The organism is Paenibacillus sp. Root52 (assembly GCF_001426865.1).
Classification (GTDB): domain Bacteria; phylum Bacillota; class Bacilli; order Paenibacillales; family Paenibacillaceae; genus Paenibacillus.
This window is the reverse complement of the sequence record NZ_LMFO01000012.1, coordinates 59,416-78,201: the sequence shown is the minus strand read 5'-3', so window position 1 is coordinate 78,201 and position 18,786 is coordinate 59,416. Positions and strand designations below refer to the sequence as shown.

Genomic DNA, 18,786 nt, shown 5'->3' with positions numbered 1-18,786 from the left:
GTTTCTCCTTAAATATTATTTAAGTGCTTTACTCCAGTCTTTTACTTTCACAATATCTACTCCAAATCCAACTTTTGTTTTTGAAATATCTGTTTCTACTCTAACATACTCAAATTCCAAACCTGGATTTTCCTTTAACAATTTTTCGTATCTTTCATTAAAATCAGAGTATCTGGAATCTTTATTTTTCAACATATTTTCGAAGTAACCTTCCCCTCCTAACTTCTGATTTGTAGAGTATGAAAAGCTTCCCCATTCCGATGTCTTGGCCTCAATCATCGTTAATTTAGGGTGGGCCTTTTGATAAAAATGTCCCATCTACTCCATTTCGGCCAACTTGGAATAAATCTGAAATATCTTTGCCTAAATTGTTATCCTTAGCAATTTGTTTGGCTACTTCTTCTCCAAAGTCACCTTTATCATGATGATAATATTTTGAATTATCTATTTTACGCTCATACCCTTCTACATTGGTGATATCATATTTATTACTAATATCATCCGGTGTATCTAGCTTATTAGCCAGCTTACTTCGTTCTCGTTTCTTAATTTCCTGATCTAAAGCTTCAACTTCTTTTTTGATTTGTTTCTGGCTTTTTCCTTTTGATTTATTTTTCTTGCCACCACCACCTGTGCTACCCACAATCATCATGGCCGACAATAATATATTCGAATCCGCATAATTACCAAGCATATCTATTGCGGCAGAGAACATCGCATCCGACATCAAATCTGCCATCAGACCATGTGTGAAATCAGTTGCTTTCGTGAGCGCGTTCGCAAGCTTCGGCGACTTCATCATCAGAGCATCCAGCTTGCCTTTGAGCTTGTTCGCTAGATCTGCTGGACTGAAGTTACTGGCAAGTCCCTTCGCCTTGGTCATGACTTGCACTATCTTAGAGTACGTTTCTATTAACTATGTACAACAAACCCTAGTTTCTATCAATTATAAGAGGCAGGCTCCCGTATTCTAACCAGAGCCTGCCTAATTTTTTTCATTCGCAGTCGTGGGGTAAAGGTTTTATTAACCATAACCTTTGGAATTTTCAACTTGTTGACTTCTCTGATTTTCTTATGAAGGAAAAATCTAATTAAATGAAGCAACAACTAATTCATACCATTTTAAAGCTCTATACCAAAGATACTAACTTAAATTGGATTATCAGGAAATTCCTCAGTGTATCTAGCTATTAGGTTTTGTAAATCCACGTCTTGAGGATATTCTTTTAAATATTTATACTTCCAAATTATAAGTTGGTCACTAAAGCTGTAATTGGTATCAAACCAATTTGTATAGTCAAAGTGTACTTTTAAACTCCCGGATATATCCAAAATTAACGTAAAAGAATACCATAATTCTTGCCCTTCTTCTTGAAATAATTCTCTCAATTCTTCTGCTAATGACAGGAGTTTTCTTTTATTTAATTTGAATTCTCTTTCGTTTACTTGGTATTTAAAAGGAATCTCAAGACTATGTTCATACCTATCAGGCTCTGTTTCTGGTTGGTAGTAAAAGTAAGTTCCTCCACCATCGTCAGAAACCTGAGCATAAAAATAAAACTTTTTCCAACCCTCCGGTATCATTTCATTAACCGTCTCAGCGATCTGTCGATATAAATGATTCAGTGTTTCCTCCATTATTTGCCCCCGCTTTTATTTTTTATTGTTACTTCGATGCCTTTACCGAGTACCAGTGTCCCTTCTCACTAAGATATAAGGTGATAACTTTTATAAGCTCATTCCAACTTTACTATGAGTAGGAATGAGCTTTTGTTTGGAGTGAATTATCTGTTGATAGTAGTAGGACTTTACACGTGTTAAAAAAATATTGTACAGATAGCTATGAACCCATCATTAATTGCCTCAGTATAATTCTATAATTTAAAAGGACACTAGTACTCAAGATTCTGATACAAACAATCCGTTAATAAAATCAGTAAAACTCCTTGCGATTAATCGAATGTTCTCTGGTTCTAACTCAAGCTTTTTATTTAAGTAATCATCGTATCCTAAATCTATGTGATAGATATATCCATTTCCTTCATCAACAACGCCCATACATACTAAATTACTTCTTGGCGTCTCTCCAATTGGTAAAAAACCCTTTTTCAATACTCCTGCGCTTGTATATAACTCATATTTCCCTTCTAAGTTTTCTGTTGTTTCATTTGTCAAAGGGTAGAAAACCAAAATTGAAGATTCTACTTCTCCCTGTCGAGTATCATCGTTTGTAGTGAATCTTCTGCGTGAACCAGTTTTCCCACCATTATGAGATATTAAAAATTGCTTATAATCATCTGGTAAAGAAATACCATACTCTGCTTCAAACAATTCAATGTCTTTCGAATTCAACTCAGGAAATGGACTCTCAATAAATAACTTATTATTCTTCATGATTCATTACCTCTCTTTGTATGCAGGAACATTTATTTTTTACGTTTTTCTTTTGCTTCTAATTTTTCTCTTGCTAACCTCATTTTCTCCATAAAGTTACTACTCATATTAATGCCAATGATTTTAGAGTTAATATCCTCTACGATACTATCATTTTTCATCTCTAGGCTTCTAATAAAATCAATAAAAGATTCCGCGATTAAATAAACATTATCCCAATAATTATCAATGCTTGATACATCTTTCAAATCTTCGTCCAACATCACCTTTGCAACCAATTCATTTTCGTGATCCCAAAAGTAAATTCTTCCTCGATATTCGTCATCTTTAACTCCAATACATATTAGATTTCCTGCTGAATCATCAGCAATTGGAAAAATCGATGTTGGAATTCGTTCATAATATTGTTCAATTTTTTTTTCTAGTTTATTTGTTCCATCTGAAGTAACAAAAAATGAAGCTAACGACTCAAAGCCATCACCATGAGACCATGGCGTGTTTTCAATAGTTTTAAATTGAATTTCTTGCTCGAATTCAACTTCTTCGTAACTCAACAGAAAATGTTTATATAATTCTGGTAAAGATATCACATATTTTTTTTCAATATTCTCAACTTTTCCCTTATCAACTTTGTTGTCACCCATTGTCGACATACCTAGTTTAGTTAGTCGTGCCTCCATTTCATTAAATAACTCATCCATCATCGTCATCTTTTGGAGCTCCTCCTTTTTTTGTATCTTCTTTTATGTCTTTTTCTTTAGTGGTTTGATCTATAGCATCTGCTTTATTTCTCATATCAGACGCCGAACCTTTATGCGGAACATTTCCATGTATTTTTGAGAGAATCATTTGAATGACTGTCTCACTAAAGTGATCCGGTGTTAATTCTAATTCATCTTTTAACAGTTTTTTCGCTTGCGCTTTATTTTTAGCCATTCCCATCTCAACAAGCTTTTCGTAAACTAAATCAAAGTCTTTTTGGGTACCATTTAGTTCACCGGGTTTAAATTCAATTTCAAATTCCTTCCAAGGCGAGAAATCAGGCCTTCCATCTTTAAATACCACTGGTTCTCCATCAGTGACTGACTTGACATCAGGATGATCAGAATACCAACTGCCGTTCCCTGGCTCTCCTTCACATTTACCTCCAATTCTAGGAAGCCTTCCAGCAGGCTTCTTTCTAGGCTTCGATGGCTTACCTTTACTCGTGCCATCAGTACCATCATTATCCTTCTTGGAATCTGATGTTGACGATTTTTTTGTCTTATCTTTGTCCTTCGTCTTATCTTTGTCTTTCGGTTTATCCTTATCCTTATCCTTTCATGACTTTACCGAGTGCACCCGTGATCGCATCGCCAGCTTTATTGGCGAGATCACCGATTGCCTTCGCAACTTGACCTGCCTTATCTGCAATCTTTGTGGCTGCACCTACGACACTGTCGACCACTTTGCCCGCTTTTTTAACTAGCTTGGCGCCTTTGATGGCAAACTTGGCACCCGTTGCTGCCCAGCCTACGAACGGGATCGCCGCGGTAGCGGACAACGCCGCATTGGTATAGTCTCCTCGTGCTGCATAAATTTCACTACTTAATTTTAAAAAAATATTCTCCGATTAATAAAATAACCAGAGAATGTTGATGTGATGACTAACACCAATTGTCTTTATTAGACTTAAAATATCTAAATTCAAACTAAAAATTTTTTTAACTTTTAAAAAACTCAAGATATTTAGGATCCTCATCTTCAAAGCATCTGCCTTCAGACTTTTTAAATGCAAAATTAAAAAAATCTCTGGCTAGATCAAATTTTCCTAATTCAAAAGCTGCTTTTGCCGAAATAAATTCTTTTGTTCCTGTATCGAAACGCATGAAACCTGTAATAAATATTTTTTTTGACCATTCATATGCTTTATTGAAAACTTGCAAAAGAAATAATGTATCAATTATATCCTCTACCAAATGATAACTTTCACTATAGATTCCTTTTGGTTCTGGTATTAGCTCCCATGCCTCTTCAAGTAATACAATAGATTCTTTTTGCTTACCATTATGAAATTGTTCATTACTCTCATTAATTATTGATTCGAATTTTGCTTTAATAGTTGCTTCTAATTGAGCCATTGTCTACACTCCTTCGAATGAGTCTTTAATCAACTCATAGTATTTTTCATTTCTTCTGAGAAAATCACATACCCTTCTAACATATAAGTTTTTAAAAGATATTCCTTTGCTCTATTAGTTTCTCTACATTCTGCTAAACTCTCTCCATGGTCAAAATATGCATCACCTAATGTAGTATATATACATGTACTTGCTTCCCACACGTGCTTAGGAACAGGCACCAAATTCAAAACAGTTAAATATCTATGTACAGCTTGATTCAGTTCCTCTTCTTCTGCATGAACATCGCCTTCATTGCACAATGATATGATCTACTTCCTTAAATACTCTTTCCACTTGCTGTTCGGATTAAAAGTAACTCCCATGTTATCTTCAAAATTTGGAACAGCAATCACTTCAGCTTTATTTAAATATTCCATAACTTCTAACCATCGTTCTAACAGATGCTCTAAATCAGACTCCCAAGGATCGTCGACAAGATCAATTCTTATTCCTCCCCAACTTAATTCTTTAATATAGGCTGGGGTATTTATAATGACATTCTTACCAAACATCTCTAATATATCTCCACTTAAGAAAGTTCTCATTCCCAGACCTAGAGGTCCATTAGGAAGAAACTTTACTGGCACAGGATATGAACTTAAATTCATCCATTTATGAATTCTTTCCTTTTCGGTATGCCATGGAGTTACTGCTCTCCAAGATATGTGAGTTACTCCGTAACGTGGCTTTACTATTTCAGCAATTTGATCTGCTAACTCAAAAAAATCTCCCCAATACTTTCTATTCATAGATTTATCAAACGAAAAATTTAGAAAAGATCGTAAGTTAGCATGCAAATCAAAGTAACCTGAATATTTGGTCATTTTATCACGTCGAAGATGTACCTCTGCTATTTGCGGCATATCATAAGTCGCTTTTTGTATAATTTCATCACGATTATAAATTGCACGAGTGGTCTCACTATTCCCCCAAATAGTCGGAATAAAGTGTTCCTTGCATTCAAAAGTTCGCAATAAATGATCTAAAATCATTTTCTCTCTTAAATCGACGGTTGGATACATTAATATGTTGAACAAATTTGGTTTCACTATTATTCCTGCCACCTTATTATTTATTCTTTAGATTCAAAGTTTCTTCCAGTAACCCCATCTAATTAAATCAGGGTCAGATATCCATTGATGTGTTGTTTTACCAGTATTGGGATCACTATAGTAAACATCACTTTGTTGCCCTAATGGGCCGCTTGGTCTTGGTTTTGGAGGAACTCCTTTCAAATCAGGTAAATCACTAGAAACTGTTTCAATATGACGACCATTAACTTTATCTTCTATCATCTCACGTTGAGCACGCATTTGATCGTTATTATAAACAACTTGATCCTCTCAACCTGTTTTATGTTTATGATCGTGAACTAAATCGATTGCCCCTTCCTTATTTCGCCCTATACTATCTGGTCTGGTATCTACCCCTTCTGATGATTTGTACTCAATAACTAGTGCCTCATTGTTATTTTCTATTTTTCTTCCAAGTTGGTCTTCTAAAGCCTTTCTACCTTTAACTTCTTCTGCTGCTCCACGTTGACTACTGTTTTTTAAATTCTTATAAGCTGCATCCCATTTGTCTCGTGGCAATGGTTTCTTACCAAGATTTTTTTGTTTCTGTATATGACGCTCATATCTTGCATCAACGGCTGCATTTTTGTCACCACGCGCTTCTGCTGCATCAATTTTATTACGAAAGTGTTTCTCTTGCTCAGTTGTCAATCCATTTTTATTTAATTTATCAGGCCCATTTCTTGAAGAATCTCCATCTTTTGTATCTTTCTTACCCCCAGAAGATTTGGAATTTACTGAATCCCCCGAACCTTTATTATTGGAAGTAATCCCTTGGTTCTGATTCTTCTTAGACTTGCCACATAGCATACTCATTAGAATCAAGGCTTTAGTCATTGTATCCGAATCGACGTATTGGCTTAGTTGCTCCAAGCCATAGTTCATCGCTTCACTCATGAGCAGATTTTGCATGAAGCCTTTGGCCATGCCGCCCGCCATTTTCGCGACTTTTAAGTTTTTGTTCCCTACTACAGAGCCACAGAATTGAAATAGGTCTATTCCTATAAGGAGTAGACCTACTTTAATTTATTTCTTAACATCATATATAAAGATTACATTGAGTTAAGTGTACTTTCTCGAATTACATTTTTATTCATTATATTAAAGTAATAATTTTATTTCTAATGCTCTCATTAAAAATCGCTCCATAAATATTTGCACCTTTCCAATTAACCCCATCAAGCTTAGCGTCAGTAAAGTCAGCCTCTTCAAAATCTCCATTACTTAAATCTGCCCCCGTAAGATCAGCCCCTATGAATACTACACTTTTGGCATCAGTACGCTTTAAAATAGCATTGATAAATGATGCGTTATCAAATGAAGTTCCAACTAAAGTGCTATCAGATAAATCAACTCCATCAAAGCAAGCTTCTGAACAAAAACTAATAGCTAATTTAGCCTTATTCATACGAGCATTCTGGAATTGTGTTTTGTAAAAAAAGCAATCGGCTATATCTGCTTCTTGCAAGTTAGAGTCTTGAAAACACGCTTCATCAAAATTGCAATCTCTAAAAGATGCATTACTAAGTAAAGCTGCATTAAAATTTGTTTTTTGACCACTTAATCGATCAGCTATTAATCCTGATAGATCTAAGAAAGATAAATCAAGCCCCTTAATGTCCAAATTATCTACTTTCTCATTATGTTTAATTGCTTTTTGAATTATAGTCAGTACCTGCTCCCTTACACTCATATCTTTTTAATCCCTCCTCTGGTTCTCCTATAAATTCATTTCTTTCGATTTTTCCAGACTATACTTGGACTAAATGTAATACCTCTAAGCTGCTCATCATATTCCGGTATAGCCAATATCGATTTTTGTTCAAGATACCCCATTACTTCCTTGAAATTATAAAGAACTTGAGAAATATCGGTTTTTCAAGGATCCTCATGTAAATCAATACGTATGCCGCCCCATAAAGTTTTAGATACAATTGCTGGTGTATTCTGCATAAAATATTCCCCGAATAAATCCTTAACTTCGCCACTAAAGTATGTCCTCATGGCAACTCCAGCTGGCCCACTTTGTACAAAGTCTACCGGAGTAGGCTGGGCACAATAATCCATTAACAAGAAAGTTTTTTTATATTCAATGTCCACTTCTTCTGGTATTGGCCAGAAAACATGTGCTATCCCGTAGCTTGGCTTAATAATTTCTGCAAGTTTATCTGATAAATCAAATATATGCGACCACTGAGAAGGAACTATCTTACTATCAAATTTAAAATTCAAAAAAGATCTTGGACTCAATTCTGTTGAGAATCTACCCTCAAACTTGTTGGACTTATTTCTTCGTAGATATATCTCGGAAAGCATCTGATCCGAAGAAGCTTCATTGATAAGAGTACCTCGATCATACTGATATTTGGACTTTTCACTGTTTCCCCATAGAGTTGGCTTAAAATACTCACTAGATTCAAAAACATCTAATACTCTGTTAAGAGTCTCGCCTTTAATAGCTACAGTAGGAAACATTCTAATTAGGAAAAATTCCGCTTTTAATTCATTTTTCAGATTAAACTCCTCCTTAAAGATAAATTGAGAATCTGTACTCCTCCAAAGAAACGTTTCTCTTAGCTATGTATGTATACCCCTCTTTTATTTTCCAACCTAATAGACAAACCTTGTTCAAACATCAACTTTCCAATTATCAATCCGAGATACAGATATACTATCAATTCAATGAACAATAAACTTTCAAAAAGCTCATGCGTGCTCATACTTCAAGCAAACTGTGAAGCTAATAAAGGTTGTTGCGTTACATGCTGTAAATCCTTCTAAAAAAACTAACGTTATATGCTTTCGCTATAAAGAATCTATTTATAATAACTTACTTACTCAGTAGGCGGTTGAAGCATTTAAGATGTTACCGTCTGTAAGTCTGTGTAACGTTCGACATATAGTATTGAATATTAAAGAACCACAACAAGGACGAAAGATCCATGTTGTGGAGTGCTAATAGTGTCTTTCATGAATTTACACATAAAACTTTAGCTTATTACTGCAATAAACCTTAACTCTTAAAGAACTTAAGATATTTAGCATTCTTTGGACTTCCAAAACATCTACCTTCGGATTTGTCATTGGCAATTCTAAAAAATTCTTTTGCTGTCTCTAAATCTCCTAATTCAAAAGCAACTTTTCCTGAAATGAATTCCTTACCGCCGGAATCTATACGATCAAATCCGGTAAGAAATATTTTATCTGCCCATTCTTTTGCTTTTTTAAAGTCGTTTTTTATAAAACAAGTATCAATAATATCCTTTACCAAATGATAGCTTTCTTCAGAGTAAAGACCTTTTGGTGAAGGGATTAAGTCCCATGCCTCTTCTAACAAAAAAATGGATTCATCGTAGTTAGCATTCTTGAATTTTTCATTACTTTCATTAATAATAATTTCAAATTTCTCCTTGATTTGCGGTAGTAAAGTAGCCATTTATCTTCCTCCTAAATCATATCTAAAATTGATCCAATATATTTATCATCTTCGTTAAAAAAAATTTTGTATCCTTCTAACATGTAGGCTCTTAACAAATACTCCTTAGCTTTCTCGAGCTCCCCACACTCAAACAAACTCTCTCCAAGTCTCAGTAAGATAAATGGATTTGTACTTCCATCCGGACAGTTCAAAGCATTATATAAATTGTTCTTCGCCATCTCATAGTTGCCAGAATAAAAATAAGTATCTCCTAATGTTGTGTAAATCCACGTGCTCGTTTCCCAATCAGTCTTTGGTAACGGAACTAAATCAAGTGCAGTTGAATAGCTTTCAATCGCTTTAGAAGTTTGCCCGTTTTCAACATGCTTATCGCCTTCTTTACATAAATGCACAATTAAGTCATATACTTTTTCGTTTATATCCACTATTCATACCTCCTAAGTAAAAAAGTGTATACACCCCTGTAACACTACACTAAAGTAATTTCTCTACCTCTACTTTCACACTTTCGTCAAACGTTGCATTCTCAATAACTGCCCCCTTCCACTGAACACCCTTTAGGATTGCTCCTTCAAAGTTTGCATTTGTGAAATTACCCCAAGATAAGTTTGCTTCACTAAAATTAGCACCACGAAAATCCGTATTAATAGCAGTAACTTTGGTTAGATTGGCTTGTATGAAATCTGAACTCGTAAATCTCCCTCGTTTAAGATTGCTCCCGTTAAATCGCTCTCATCAAAAACAGCTTCATCGGCTTGACCACCTGTAAGATCAGCAAGCTTAAATGTAGACAATGTAAACGAAGTACCTGTAAGATTCCCCTCTGTCAAATCTACTTCGTCAAAACATACTTTAAAACATGAACTTATTTTTATTTGAGCATTGCATAAGTTGGATTTCATAAAGTTCACTTCACTAAAAAAACAGTCTGCGATATCTGCGTCTTCTAAACTAACTTGTTCCAAATTACTTTCCTTCCAGTCAAAATCTCTTAACGAGATTCCATTTAAGTTTGAAGCACGAAGATTCGTCTTCACTGCCATGATCCGATCAGCTTTTAAATATGAAAAGTCTGAGAATGATAGATCTATTTCTGCAATTTCTAAACCATCTAAGATTTCTTCATTCATAATAGCAGTTTGGATCTCCTTCTTTATTTCATCCAAAGAATTACTCATCGTGGTATCCCGCCTATCAATTATTTTTCAAGAAAACATCCCATTTTTCAGAAGGTCTAAAATCAACCCAATCACGATCTTCGCTGAAAACAGGGGTTGCCACCACATTGGATGAATTTAGGTAATCAATCACCTTCATCCAATTTTCCAATAATTCACCTAGTTCCGCTTCCCACGGTTTATCTATTAGATCCAGCCGAATACCTCCCCAATCCATTTCTTTAACTAGACACGGTGCTTTCATCAGAAAGTCCCTACCAAACATATCAAGTACAAATCCGTCAAAATACGTCTGCATCCCAGGCCCTAAGAGCCCGTTGGGGAAAAACTTTACCGGCACTGGTTCTTCTATCATATATATCCAATTATGGACTTTTTCCATTTCATTAGACCATGTAAGATTGGACTGCCAGAATAAATGGGCCACCCCAAAGGTAGGTCGACATATTCTAACTAATTCAACAAAAAAACCACAGTATAGGCAGATAGCTCATATTGTGGTTGTTCATTGAATTGTTATAATTTGTAACAGTGTCACACTTACAAAAGTATGTCTGAATTTAAGCGAATCATGGTATACCAATTTATCGAAAATCACACTGAATTAAACTCATAAATGTTTACTTTTAATTTCTTCAAACCATTCATCAGCAAAGTCATCAGCTGTTTTTAATTCATCATTTGTATGCACTAAATCATATTTGTATTCAGCCTGAAACTTGCCATTCGTAGCATCATATATTAATTTCATCTCTGTTGGCATCTCCACTTCATATTCATTGCACAATTTTTCAATATTTTCAATATTTTCATTTATAATTCTTAACACCATAAACTGTCGTTCTGTAGTCACATCATAACTTTTGTCCGCATCTTCCAATGCATCATTTACCTTATGACACTCTACATACTTGTTATTAATCATATAAAAGAAACTACTCGATATCATACCTTCTTCACATGAAGCGTAGATATAAACTTTATCTGTTCGATCTTCAACATACTCCATACATATATCAATCATATCTGCCTGAAATTCACTAAACCGTTCTTCAAATTCTTTCATACTCACACACTCCCTTAGTAATTTTTAAATTCTGCACTTCCTGGCTTACCATCAATAGTGTATTTCACTATAAATTTATCTGGCCTCAGATTATTTCCTAAATAAACTATCTCAACATCAACGGTTACCTTCTTAGGCGGTTTCTCCTTTAGAGCGTCAGCCCATTTATTTTCAAGTTTCTTAAATTTTTTCTGATTGACATCTGACAATTGTGACACCAAATTATCAACTTTTGGTGAACCTCCAAATCTATCACCTGCTAAGTGCCCTGCTTCGTCTTGTCCTTTTATTTTACCTGGTGTATTTCTGCTGTGAGATAACCTTTCAGTTCTCTTAGTTAATTGTAAACTATCTGTTTCAAATTTAGTAATTCTACCTTTACCATCCGTTTCATAAAAGTAATCATACTCACCTGTTTTATACCTAATATTAGGCTTCAACCTATTTTTCCTTCCATTTGTATATTGTTCATTTTCACCAACCATTGTTTTATCTTTACTTGTTGAGTTTTCTTTCCCCGTCCCATCAGTAGCATCTTTATCCTTCTTAGAGTCTGATGACGACGAATCCTTCGGATTATCTCCCGTTTTCCCTTTAGATTTGTCCGTTTCCTGATCCTTCGGTTTAGGTTTGTTTGGTTCATCCTTGGTTTTGTCTTTCGACTTATCCTTATCCTTGTTACCTGAATCCTTATCTTTCTTGCTCTTATCCTTATCACCAGAACCTTTATTATTGGAAGTAATCCCTTGGTTCTGATTCTTCTTGGACTTGCCACTTAGCATACTCATTAGAATCATGGCTTTAGTCATCGTATCCGAATCGACGTATTGGCTTAGTTGCTCCAAGCCATAGTTCATCGCTTCACTCATGAGTAGATTCTGCATGAAGCCTTTGGCCATGCCACCCGCCATTTTTAGTCCGTTCCCAAGCATTGGCGACTTCATCATCAGAGCATCCAGCTTGCCTTTGAGTTTGTTCGCTAGATCTGCTGGACTGAAGTTACTGGCAAGTCCCTTCGCCTTGGTCATGACTTTACCGAGTGCACCCGAGATCGCATCGCCAGCTTTATTGGCGAGATCACCGATGGCCTTCGCAACTTGACCCGCCTTATCCGCAATCTTTGTGGCTGCACCTACGACACTGTCGACCACTTTGCCCGCTTTTTTGACTAGCTTAGCGCCTTTGATGGCAAACTTGGCACCCGTTGCTGCCCAGCCTACGAACGGGATCGCCGCGGCAGCGGACAACGCCGCGTTGGTATAGTCTCCTTGAGCCGCATAGATGGCTGCATTGGCAAGGTCTGCGACCTCACCGACCACCGGAATCAGACCGACAACATCCAGTACGGTCTGAGTCACATCCAGCACTTTTCCCCAGAAGCCCTTCTTCTCCTCTTCGGGTTCCTCTTCCACTTGTACCTCAGACACAAATGGCGCTTCTGGTACTGGCTCAAGATCCTCCACGGTTACAGGCATTTTGATTAGGCCATCGAGCAGCACTTCACTGCCCTTCAGGTCGGTCATGCCATCCAGAATCATACTGCTGTCTCCGCACTGTAGGAAAATAGTTTCCTGTGCCTCAATCCCTATCTTCTTCTCGCTCTCAAGCGTAATCTCCTGCCCACCGGCTGCTACAATTCCGCTATTACTCTGAATGGTGACCCCGCCGCCGTCCAGTGTAATGAATAGACTGCCTTCTGTCGCAATGAGAGACATTTCCGAATCCGTCATTTTCATTTCTTTGCCATAATTCGTTCCCCAGCTCTTCGTTGCTGGATCTGCGGTCTTGGGAGAAGGCTGACTGCCCCGACGCACAGAGCCCATCGCGAATGCGTCACTCTCTTGACCACTAGCAAAATACACTTGAACAGCTGAGCCGGATTCTGGCATGCTGTAGAATCCACCGCCATCTCCGGCATATACAGCCGAATAAGGCATCCAGCTTGCTTCCGCTTCCGATTGGGAGGCATCCACATCCAGATGGACTTTTACCGTGTCTTTGGTAACACCAATAATTTTGCCTTCTAGTGCTGCTCCGGCAATGTCATCGTTCCTGATTTCATTTTGCCGAATTCCACTTTCTGGACTAAGCGTAACCGTATGTCGAAGCAACCCTCCTACCGTTTGGCTTACACAAGCGGCTACTTTCAGCTCCTCCTCGTGGAAGAGCACAGTATCTCCAAGCGCCAACCAGCGATGGGTATCTATCATATAACTCGTGAAGTCTTTCTCCGTTACCCCCGTAGCACCTACCGACCAAGCTTCTTTCAACGCCTTCATATCTCGCCTTAGCGTATACGCTTGATCTGGCAGTTCCGTATACCGACCATCTGGCACGCCAATATACAGTTTAGGAGAGTCAGCTGATATTTCCGGAATGATCGCTGCGCCGAACCGTGACGCGAGTCGGCGTAAGAAAGCCCAATCCGTCTCTCGATATTGCAGCGTCAAAGCTCCTAGTTTCGAGCTTCCACTCACATAATCTATGACATCTGATTTCGGATAAACCTTCAATACCTGCCGAATGACGTCTTCACAGTCCTGATCCTTGTTCTGGAACGAACGAATACGAGGTTCAATGTCTAGCAGATATGAGTAAGACACTGCCTCTAGCTCCAATATGTATATCCCTTGTACTCGGCGGATGCTGACATCCAGTACAAGTCCTTGGAACAGCTTGCGAACTTCCTGCCCCTGTTCTCCGATCTCCACCAACGACACGGTCTCATCTTTGGCGAGCCGGTTCAGATCTTGATCCTGATGCTCTTCTGGAATAATGCCTTGCAAATACAAGCGAGCATGTTCTCCTGCACTCCGCTCGATCCGCAAATGTTGTATGTTCTGCAACGTGTATGGAGATATACATCGGATATTCCCCATACCCACTGCCGCTTCCACTACACTCATCGTCTCACTTCTTTCCTAGCAATGTCAGCACACGGAAAAAAGGTCTCAGCTATAGCTCTAAGATGTTCATTACCTGATGTTACCGCCAAACCCGGTTGTGCCGCCTATGGAAGACCCTCCAAGCTCTTGACCATCATCTTCAATCTGGATGTAGCCTCCGTGGAGACACATATTCATGCAGGTACTTAACAGTGCAGGTTCATTCTCAATGAGCACATCTGTTTTGCCCTCCATCCAAGGAGTAGAGATGGAAGGAATACAGGGTGCCTTCTGGACACCTTCAATATCGAATTCACCTGTCTGAACGACAGGATTCAATTGGCTGGTACAGTTACCAAACGGCATGATGTGAATCATCGGTGTTGCATCAGCCACGTTCAGTTGTGCTTTCTCCTTTAGATGCACGCCATGGCTGTAAGGTATTTTCAATCGATTCAACTGTGTACCACAAGAACAACTTAAGATCGCTCCGGCCACAACATACGTTGGGCCTCCAGCCCCTTCATCCACCACATCCGGTCTCGTCGCTCCAATCGCTTCAGCCATTGATTTTCCTCCTCCGCTGGGTTTCACCCAGATGATTTTATAGACTCAGTAAACGGTTCTCCCCTTCAACCTGATTCACACGTTGCAACCGCAAACCAGTAAATTCCCTCCGTAATATTGCTTCAGCCAGAGCAAGATTCACCAACATCACTGTTTCTTGCAATCGTTCATCCGCCACATAAATAATGGGCCAAGATGTGCTGCTTAATTGATCCGCATCAACTTGAAGCACATTTAACTTGCCACTATTGTCAAAGGTACTGCTTCGAGATAGAGCGTTCAGACGTGGAGGCACCATGAACCAATACGGATGCAATTGCTGTCTTTCCATGTCCATCAATCCAACCAAACGAAACATGAGACGCGGGGCAAAGGTATGTAACAGGCGTTTAAGCTCATCCGACCACAATGGATATGGGCGTTCAATCAGATCTACAGCTACAGGCCTTCGATTCGGACGGATGGTAAACTGTAAATTCGATTGTTCGAGTTCATTTAATTGCTTGCCTCTCATCCACTCAGGCTGAATAATACCTTTGACTCCCATGGGCTCAATCGCTCCTGTTACACGTGTATCCTGCATGACTTGGAACCAATCGTGCCTCATACGAGCTTTCCTCCTCGCCCTGAACTCTTCTCCAATAATTGCGCTAACTGTTCATCCATTGTGCCAGCCATATGATCTATTCCTTCTCGTATCCGTACTACCGGGCGATCCAGAATGCGGCAAGAAGTTCCAAAATCCATTTGCGCTCTGTCCAAACAGGAACCTGTGAAATCCACTTTAGATACATCTGTCCCTCGAAAATCCGTATCAGCCAAATTGCATACGCCAAACACGGTGTTTTCAAACGATGCTTTTCTAAAATCAGCTCCTTGAAGATCTGCCAGTATAAAGTCAGCTTCTCTTAGATCCGCCCCTGCAAAGGAAACTGGGTTGAAACCAGGTGCATCCCAGATCTCTGGATTAGGCATCCCCTGCCTTGCTTCAATTCCATGAAATAGAGCGCCAACCATCCTGCAGTTTCGGAACCGAGCGCCGTACATCTGGCTGCCATTCCAGCGAGTGTCCGTTAAGTCACATTGTTCCCACACCGTGTTTACCAGATTGCTATTTTCGAATTGACTCCCGCCAAACGCAACATCGCGAAACGCTGAGAAACGGAAATCCATTCCACTGTAGTCTCCTCCGGCCAGATCCAGATGTTCTAAGGCTGCATAGCCATAGACTTCTTCTGTTCTTTCAGCAAGCCACTTTCGAATCTCGGCTTCATCCGCAGGTTCAGCATCTGTTTTGTATACCGACTCACTGACATCCAAATATTCACCTACACGTACTTCAATAGCAGGACACTTCTCTAGATTAATAAATGTTTCGTATTGCACTGCCTCCGGCATCGCTTGGTGGATCAGATGAGTTACATAAGCATGTCCATGCTCTGCTTCTCGTAATAACAAGCGTTCCAGTTCTGGTTGTGCAATGGAGCCTGTATAGGAAGATCCCGGTCGCTCCAATTCCTCCTTCCAGCAAGCCAGCATAATATCCAGGTAGCCAAACGCCCATGAAGCATCGTAAGCTCCCTCAATAGGAGAAGGATCGAATAACCACGTTTCGTCCGCAGCTTCGGTCATGTAGAGAGCCTTCCCTTCTAGCAATTGTGTTCGAAGTAGGGAATACGTGAAGTGTCCCACCGCTCCATGTTCACCGATGTTCTGCATGCCCAGTACCAACTGACACTGCTTGGCAAAATGCCGAATAAATTCTTCTTTCAGTCGTTCGCGATTCTGCTGATAGACCTGCTCCCATTGCAGCATCACACGATTCCGCAGAGGTATTACGATCTCTTGCTTGAACTGCTCAAGCGCAGTAGTCACGAGCATCCCCTCTTCCTTGGATGTTATTAATTCGTTGTCAGATGAATATTGTAAACATTTTTCACTTTATACTCTTTGTTACTAGCGTTTTAATTGGTTTTCAATTCAGTTCCTACTAGAGAGGTCGTACCATCCATTTTGATATTACTCTCTTTGCAGGTTAGACTTATTTCTTCCTTCGCAGAGAACACAATGCTTTTCTCAGCATTCATCATAATATCTTCCTTAGCAGAGATCGTGATCTGCTGACTACTAATAATTTCAATCCCCCCGCCTTCACTGAGACGAATAAAGATCTCCCCATCCTTGCCAGTAACAATCACCTCTTCCGGTGTCATCTTCAATTCCTTCCCTGCTGCCGTACGGAAGTATTTATGATCTGGGTTGCTCAGCTTGTTGCTCTCACCCTCATCCGAGTTCTGACGTACCGAGCTTGTAGCTACCCCTTCCTCTTCCTTGTTACCAGGGAAATACACCCGCACATGATCGCCTTTCTCCGGCATAACGTACCAACCACTGTTTCCTTCTGCGGTATACACAGATTGGTAAGGAAAAGCATGTGCCTCACCCTCATTCTGAGCTTGATCGATTTGCAGATGTATCTTCAATTTATCTTTGCTAATACCGATAACGACACCTTGCAAGGAAACCCCAATAATCTTATCGTTATAAAATGTATTTTGTCTGAGACCCCGGTGAGTACTCAGTGTATAACGGTGCTTTAATAGTCCATTTTTCATTTCCGTAAAAGCTTCATATACGTACAGCAGCTTGCCTTTAAATTCAATGGCATTTCCCAGATCAAGTACACGGTTCGTCTCAACCTCGTAATACACATAGTCCTCCTCACCCACCTCAACCTTCGTGTTCTGAGAAGTGTATCGGAACTTATCCATCCGTTTGCGAACTCTGTAGTTAAAATCCTGCAGCTTGCCTTTAGATGAAGTATCGAACAAACCAAAATAAAATTTGGGTGTATCAAATACGGAAGCAGGCATAAGTCCTGTTCGCAGTCGAGATGCAATTCGCTTCAGAAATTGCCAATCCGTCTCCTCATACTGAAGAGTAAACTTTCCGATCGCTGCTCCGTCCGTCGCCGCATCCATAATATCGATATTAGAGTAACCAGCCGCAATCTGATCCAATAGCTGGGGATATGTCATACCGTGGTTTTGAAAAGAACGACTTTTCTTACGGATATCGAGTTCATGGGTATGGGAGATGCCCTCGACTTCAAGTAAGTAGACGCCGCCCTGCACCATAACGCTAACATTAAGGATTAGACCGCTGAACAATATAGATGTACTGCCTTCATCATCGACTTGGCTAATCTCCACAAGTGTATCGGAACCACTTAACCGTACATAAGAATCCTTTTTCTCTTCATCTACAATTCCCGTGAACCTCACACGAGCGTGCTCATTCATCTGTTTAGTAATCGTTAACTCACGAAGACTAATTACCTCAAATGGACTCACTCTCACATTTTTGTAAGATAAGGCTTCAATGCTCATTCTCCAGCATCCCTTTCGTCATGGACTTCAAATCGAACCGAATTCATGATTGCTGAAGCCACACGCTGCCAGTCATCCAGTTCATGGTCTGTACAATTGAAAGTACAGATTAGTGCCCGATCCTCCAAAGAAGTAAATAACATCAAATGATATAAGTTTGCGTTTACGACCGGAGTCAAAAATTCACAAGTCGCAGCTTCACGTCCTCCGACCATGCGATCTCCATCCCCGTACCACTTGGTGAGCTTCTGCGTTCGCCGCAATATCTGAATCATGCTCTGTTTAAATAACGGTAGATCCTCTGCAGGTAATGGATTCATCGTATGGTTCACTGCGATATTAATCGTGCCCTGGGCATTGGTGTAGATTGTGCTTGGTCTATGTTGTGAAGGGTACTTCATATTCATCATTTGTTCAGACATCGGTTTGAACGTTCGAGGCAGCATCATCCACAGCTTGCCTTCCAGCAGTTCTGTTTCTTGAAAAGAATACGGGTTGCCGCCAATTTGTAGAAAAGCTGCCTTCAAATCCGGCTCAGGGTCTTCTGGGATATGCCCATAATCACCATCTTCAACCGAATTCATTTTCATGCCGTTCATCATTGCAACAATCTTCTCATCCCAATGCTTCATT

At 39.2% G+C, this 18,786-nt stretch carries 25 protein-coding genes and 1 pseudogene; all 26 read right to left on the bottom strand.

Annotated features, from left to right (window positions below; translation table 11 throughout):
* Nucleotides 1-15 precede the first annotated feature (15 nt).
* A complete protein-coding gene (locus ASD24_RS31025; RefSeq protein WP_235540536.1) occupies nt 16-279 on the bottom strand; it encodes a hypothetical protein in 264 nt (87 codons plus the stop codon).
* Between the two features lie 7 nt (nt 280-286).
* Nucleotides 287-883 carry a hypothetical protein gene (locus ASD24_RS31020; RefSeq protein ID WP_056695829.1) on the bottom strand — a complete coding sequence of 199 codons (597 nt, stop codon included), beginning with the start codon at nt 881-883 and terminating at the stop codon, nt 287-289.
* A gap of 266 nt (nt 884-1,149) precedes the next feature.
* Nucleotides 1,150-1,638 carry an antitoxin YezG family protein gene (locus tag ASD24_RS11830; protein ID WP_056695827.1) on the bottom strand — a complete coding sequence of 163 codons (489 nt, stop codon included), beginning with the start codon at nt 1,636-1,638 and terminating at the stop codon, nt 1,150-1,152.
* Nucleotides 1,639-1,899: 261 nt separating this feature from the next.
* Complete coding sequence (locus ASD24_RS11825) at nt 1,900-2,394, bottom strand: SMI1/KNR4 family protein (RefSeq protein WP_056695824.1); 495 nt, start codon at nt 2,392-2,394, stop codon at nt 1,900-1,902.
* Between the two features lie 32 nt (nt 2,395-2,426).
* Nucleotides 2,427-3,104 carry an SMI1/KNR4 family protein gene (locus ASD24_RS11820; RefSeq protein WP_056695822.1) on the bottom strand — a complete coding sequence of 226 codons (678 nt, stop codon included), beginning with the start codon at nt 3,102-3,104 and terminating at the stop codon, nt 2,427-2,429.
* Entirely contained in the window at nt 3,088-3,459 is a 372-nt protein-coding gene (locus ASD24_RS11815) for a hypothetical protein (RefSeq protein ID WP_056695818.1), read from the bottom strand. Before ASD24_RS11815 ends, ASD24_RS11820 begins: the two co-directional genes overlap by 17 nt.
* A gap of 247 nt (nt 3,460-3,706) precedes the next feature.
* Nucleotides 3,707-3,937, bottom strand: a complete 231-nt coding sequence (locus ASD24_RS11810; protein WP_056695813.1) for a hypothetical protein — start codon at nt 3,935-3,937, stop codon at nt 3,707-3,709.
* Nucleotides 3,938-4,097: 160 nt separating this feature from the next.
* Entirely contained in the window at nt 4,098-4,514 is a 417-nt protein-coding gene (locus ASD24_RS11805) for a hypothetical protein (protein ID WP_056695812.1), read from the bottom strand.
* A 29-nt stretch (nt 4,515-4,543) separates the two neighbouring features.
* Nucleotides 4,544-4,816 carry a hypothetical protein gene (locus ASD24_RS11800; protein WP_056695810.1) on the bottom strand — a complete coding sequence of 91 codons (273 nt, stop codon included), beginning with the start codon at nt 4,814-4,816 and terminating at the stop codon, nt 4,544-4,546.
* 9 nt (nt 4,817-4,825) lie between these two features.
* The gene (locus ASD24_RS11795) at nt 4,826-5,605 is read right to left on the bottom strand and encodes a hypothetical protein (RefSeq protein ID WP_200956150.1); all 780 of its coding nucleotides are present in this window, start codon (nt 5,603-5,605) and stop codon (nt 4,826-4,828) included.
* A 36-nt stretch (nt 5,606-5,641) separates the two neighbouring features.
* Nucleotides 5,642-5,869: a hypothetical protein gene (locus ASD24_RS31015; RefSeq protein WP_235540534.1), complete on the bottom strand. Its 228-nt coding sequence runs from the start codon at nt 5,867-5,869 to the stop codon at nt 5,642-5,644.
* Between the two features lie 30 nt (nt 5,870-5,899).
* On the bottom strand, nt 5,900-6,568 hold the full coding sequence (locus ASD24_RS31010) for a hypothetical protein (protein ID WP_056695809.1): 669 nt from the start codon (nt 6,566-6,568) through the stop codon (nt 5,900-5,902).
* Nucleotides 6,569-6,725: 157 nt separating this feature from the next.
* Nucleotides 6,726-7,322 carry a pentapeptide repeat-containing protein gene (locus tag ASD24_RS11785; RefSeq protein WP_056695808.1) on the bottom strand — a complete coding sequence of 199 codons (597 nt, stop codon included), beginning with the start codon at nt 7,320-7,322 and terminating at the stop codon, nt 6,726-6,728.
* Between the two features lie 185 nt (nt 7,323-7,507).
* The gene (locus tag ASD24_RS11780; protein WP_056695806.1) at nt 7,508-8,104 is read right to left on the bottom strand and encodes a hypothetical protein; all 597 of its coding nucleotides are present in this window, start codon (nt 8,102-8,104) and stop codon (nt 7,508-7,510) included.
* Nucleotides 8,105-8,642: 538 nt separating this feature from the next.
* The gene (locus ASD24_RS11775; protein ID WP_056695802.1) at nt 8,643-9,065 is read right to left on the bottom strand and encodes a hypothetical protein; all 423 of its coding nucleotides are present in this window, start codon (nt 9,063-9,065) and stop codon (nt 8,643-8,645) included.
* Nucleotides 9,066-9,076: 11 nt separating this feature from the next.
* The gene (locus ASD24_RS11770; protein ID WP_056695800.1) at nt 9,077-9,493 is read right to left on the bottom strand and encodes a tetratricopeptide repeat protein; all 417 of its coding nucleotides are present in this window, start codon (nt 9,491-9,493) and stop codon (nt 9,077-9,079) included.
* A gap of 49 nt (nt 9,494-9,542) precedes the next feature.
* Nucleotides 9,543-9,749, bottom strand: a pseudogene (locus tag ASD24_RS31505) (pentapeptide repeat-containing protein); the annotation flags it as partial.
* Complete coding sequence (locus ASD24_RS11765) at nt 9,731-10,111, bottom strand: pentapeptide repeat-containing protein (protein WP_442952590.1); 381 nt, start codon at nt 10,109-10,111, stop codon at nt 9,731-9,733. The gene ASD24_RS11765 and the pseudogene ASD24_RS31505, both read right to left, overlap by 19 nt.
* A gap of 151 nt (nt 10,112-10,262) precedes the next feature.
* Nucleotides 10,263-10,628 (bottom strand): hypothetical protein, encoded by a 366-nt coding sequence (locus ASD24_RS11760; protein WP_162248948.1) that lies wholly within the window; start codon nt 10,626-10,628, stop codon nt 10,263-10,265.
* Between the two features lie 228 nt (nt 10,629-10,856).
* The gene (locus ASD24_RS11755; RefSeq protein WP_056695791.1) at nt 10,857-11,312 is read right to left on the bottom strand and encodes an immunity protein YezG family protein; all 456 of its coding nucleotides are present in this window, start codon (nt 11,310-11,312) and stop codon (nt 10,857-10,859) included.
* A 14-nt stretch (nt 11,313-11,326) separates the two neighbouring features.
* Nucleotides 11,327-14,218 carry a DNA/RNA non-specific endonuclease gene (locus tag ASD24_RS11750; RefSeq protein ID WP_056695788.1) on the bottom strand — a complete coding sequence of 964 codons (2,892 nt, stop codon included), beginning with the start codon at nt 14,216-14,218 and terminating at the stop codon, nt 11,327-11,329.
* Between the two features lie 69 nt (nt 14,219-14,287).
* Entirely contained in the window at nt 14,288-14,764 is a 477-nt protein-coding gene (locus ASD24_RS11745) for a DUF4280 domain-containing protein (protein WP_056695786.1), read from the bottom strand.
* A 37-nt stretch (nt 14,765-14,801) separates the two neighbouring features.
* Nucleotides 14,802-15,371 (bottom strand): hypothetical protein, encoded by a 570-nt coding sequence (locus ASD24_RS11740; RefSeq protein WP_056695784.1) that lies wholly within the window; start codon nt 15,369-15,371, stop codon nt 14,802-14,804.
* Complete coding sequence (locus ASD24_RS11735) at nt 15,368-16,639, bottom strand: pentapeptide repeat-containing protein (protein WP_162248947.1); 1,272 nt, start codon at nt 16,637-16,639, stop codon at nt 15,368-15,370. Before ASD24_RS11735 ends, ASD24_RS11740 begins: the two co-directional genes overlap by 4 nt.
* Nucleotides 16,640-16,728: 89 nt before the next feature.
* On the bottom strand, nt 16,729-18,153 hold the full coding sequence (locus ASD24_RS11730; RefSeq protein WP_056695777.1) for a contractile injection system protein, VgrG/Pvc8 family: 1,425 nt from the start codon (nt 18,151-18,153) through the stop codon (nt 16,729-16,731).
* Nucleotides 18,150-18,785 (bottom strand): hypothetical protein, encoded by a 636-nt coding sequence (locus ASD24_RS11725; RefSeq protein WP_056695775.1) that lies wholly within the window; start codon nt 18,783-18,785, stop codon nt 18,150-18,152. Before ASD24_RS11725 ends, ASD24_RS11730 begins: the two co-directional genes overlap by 4 nt.
* Between the last annotated feature and the right edge of the window lies 1 nt (nt 18,786).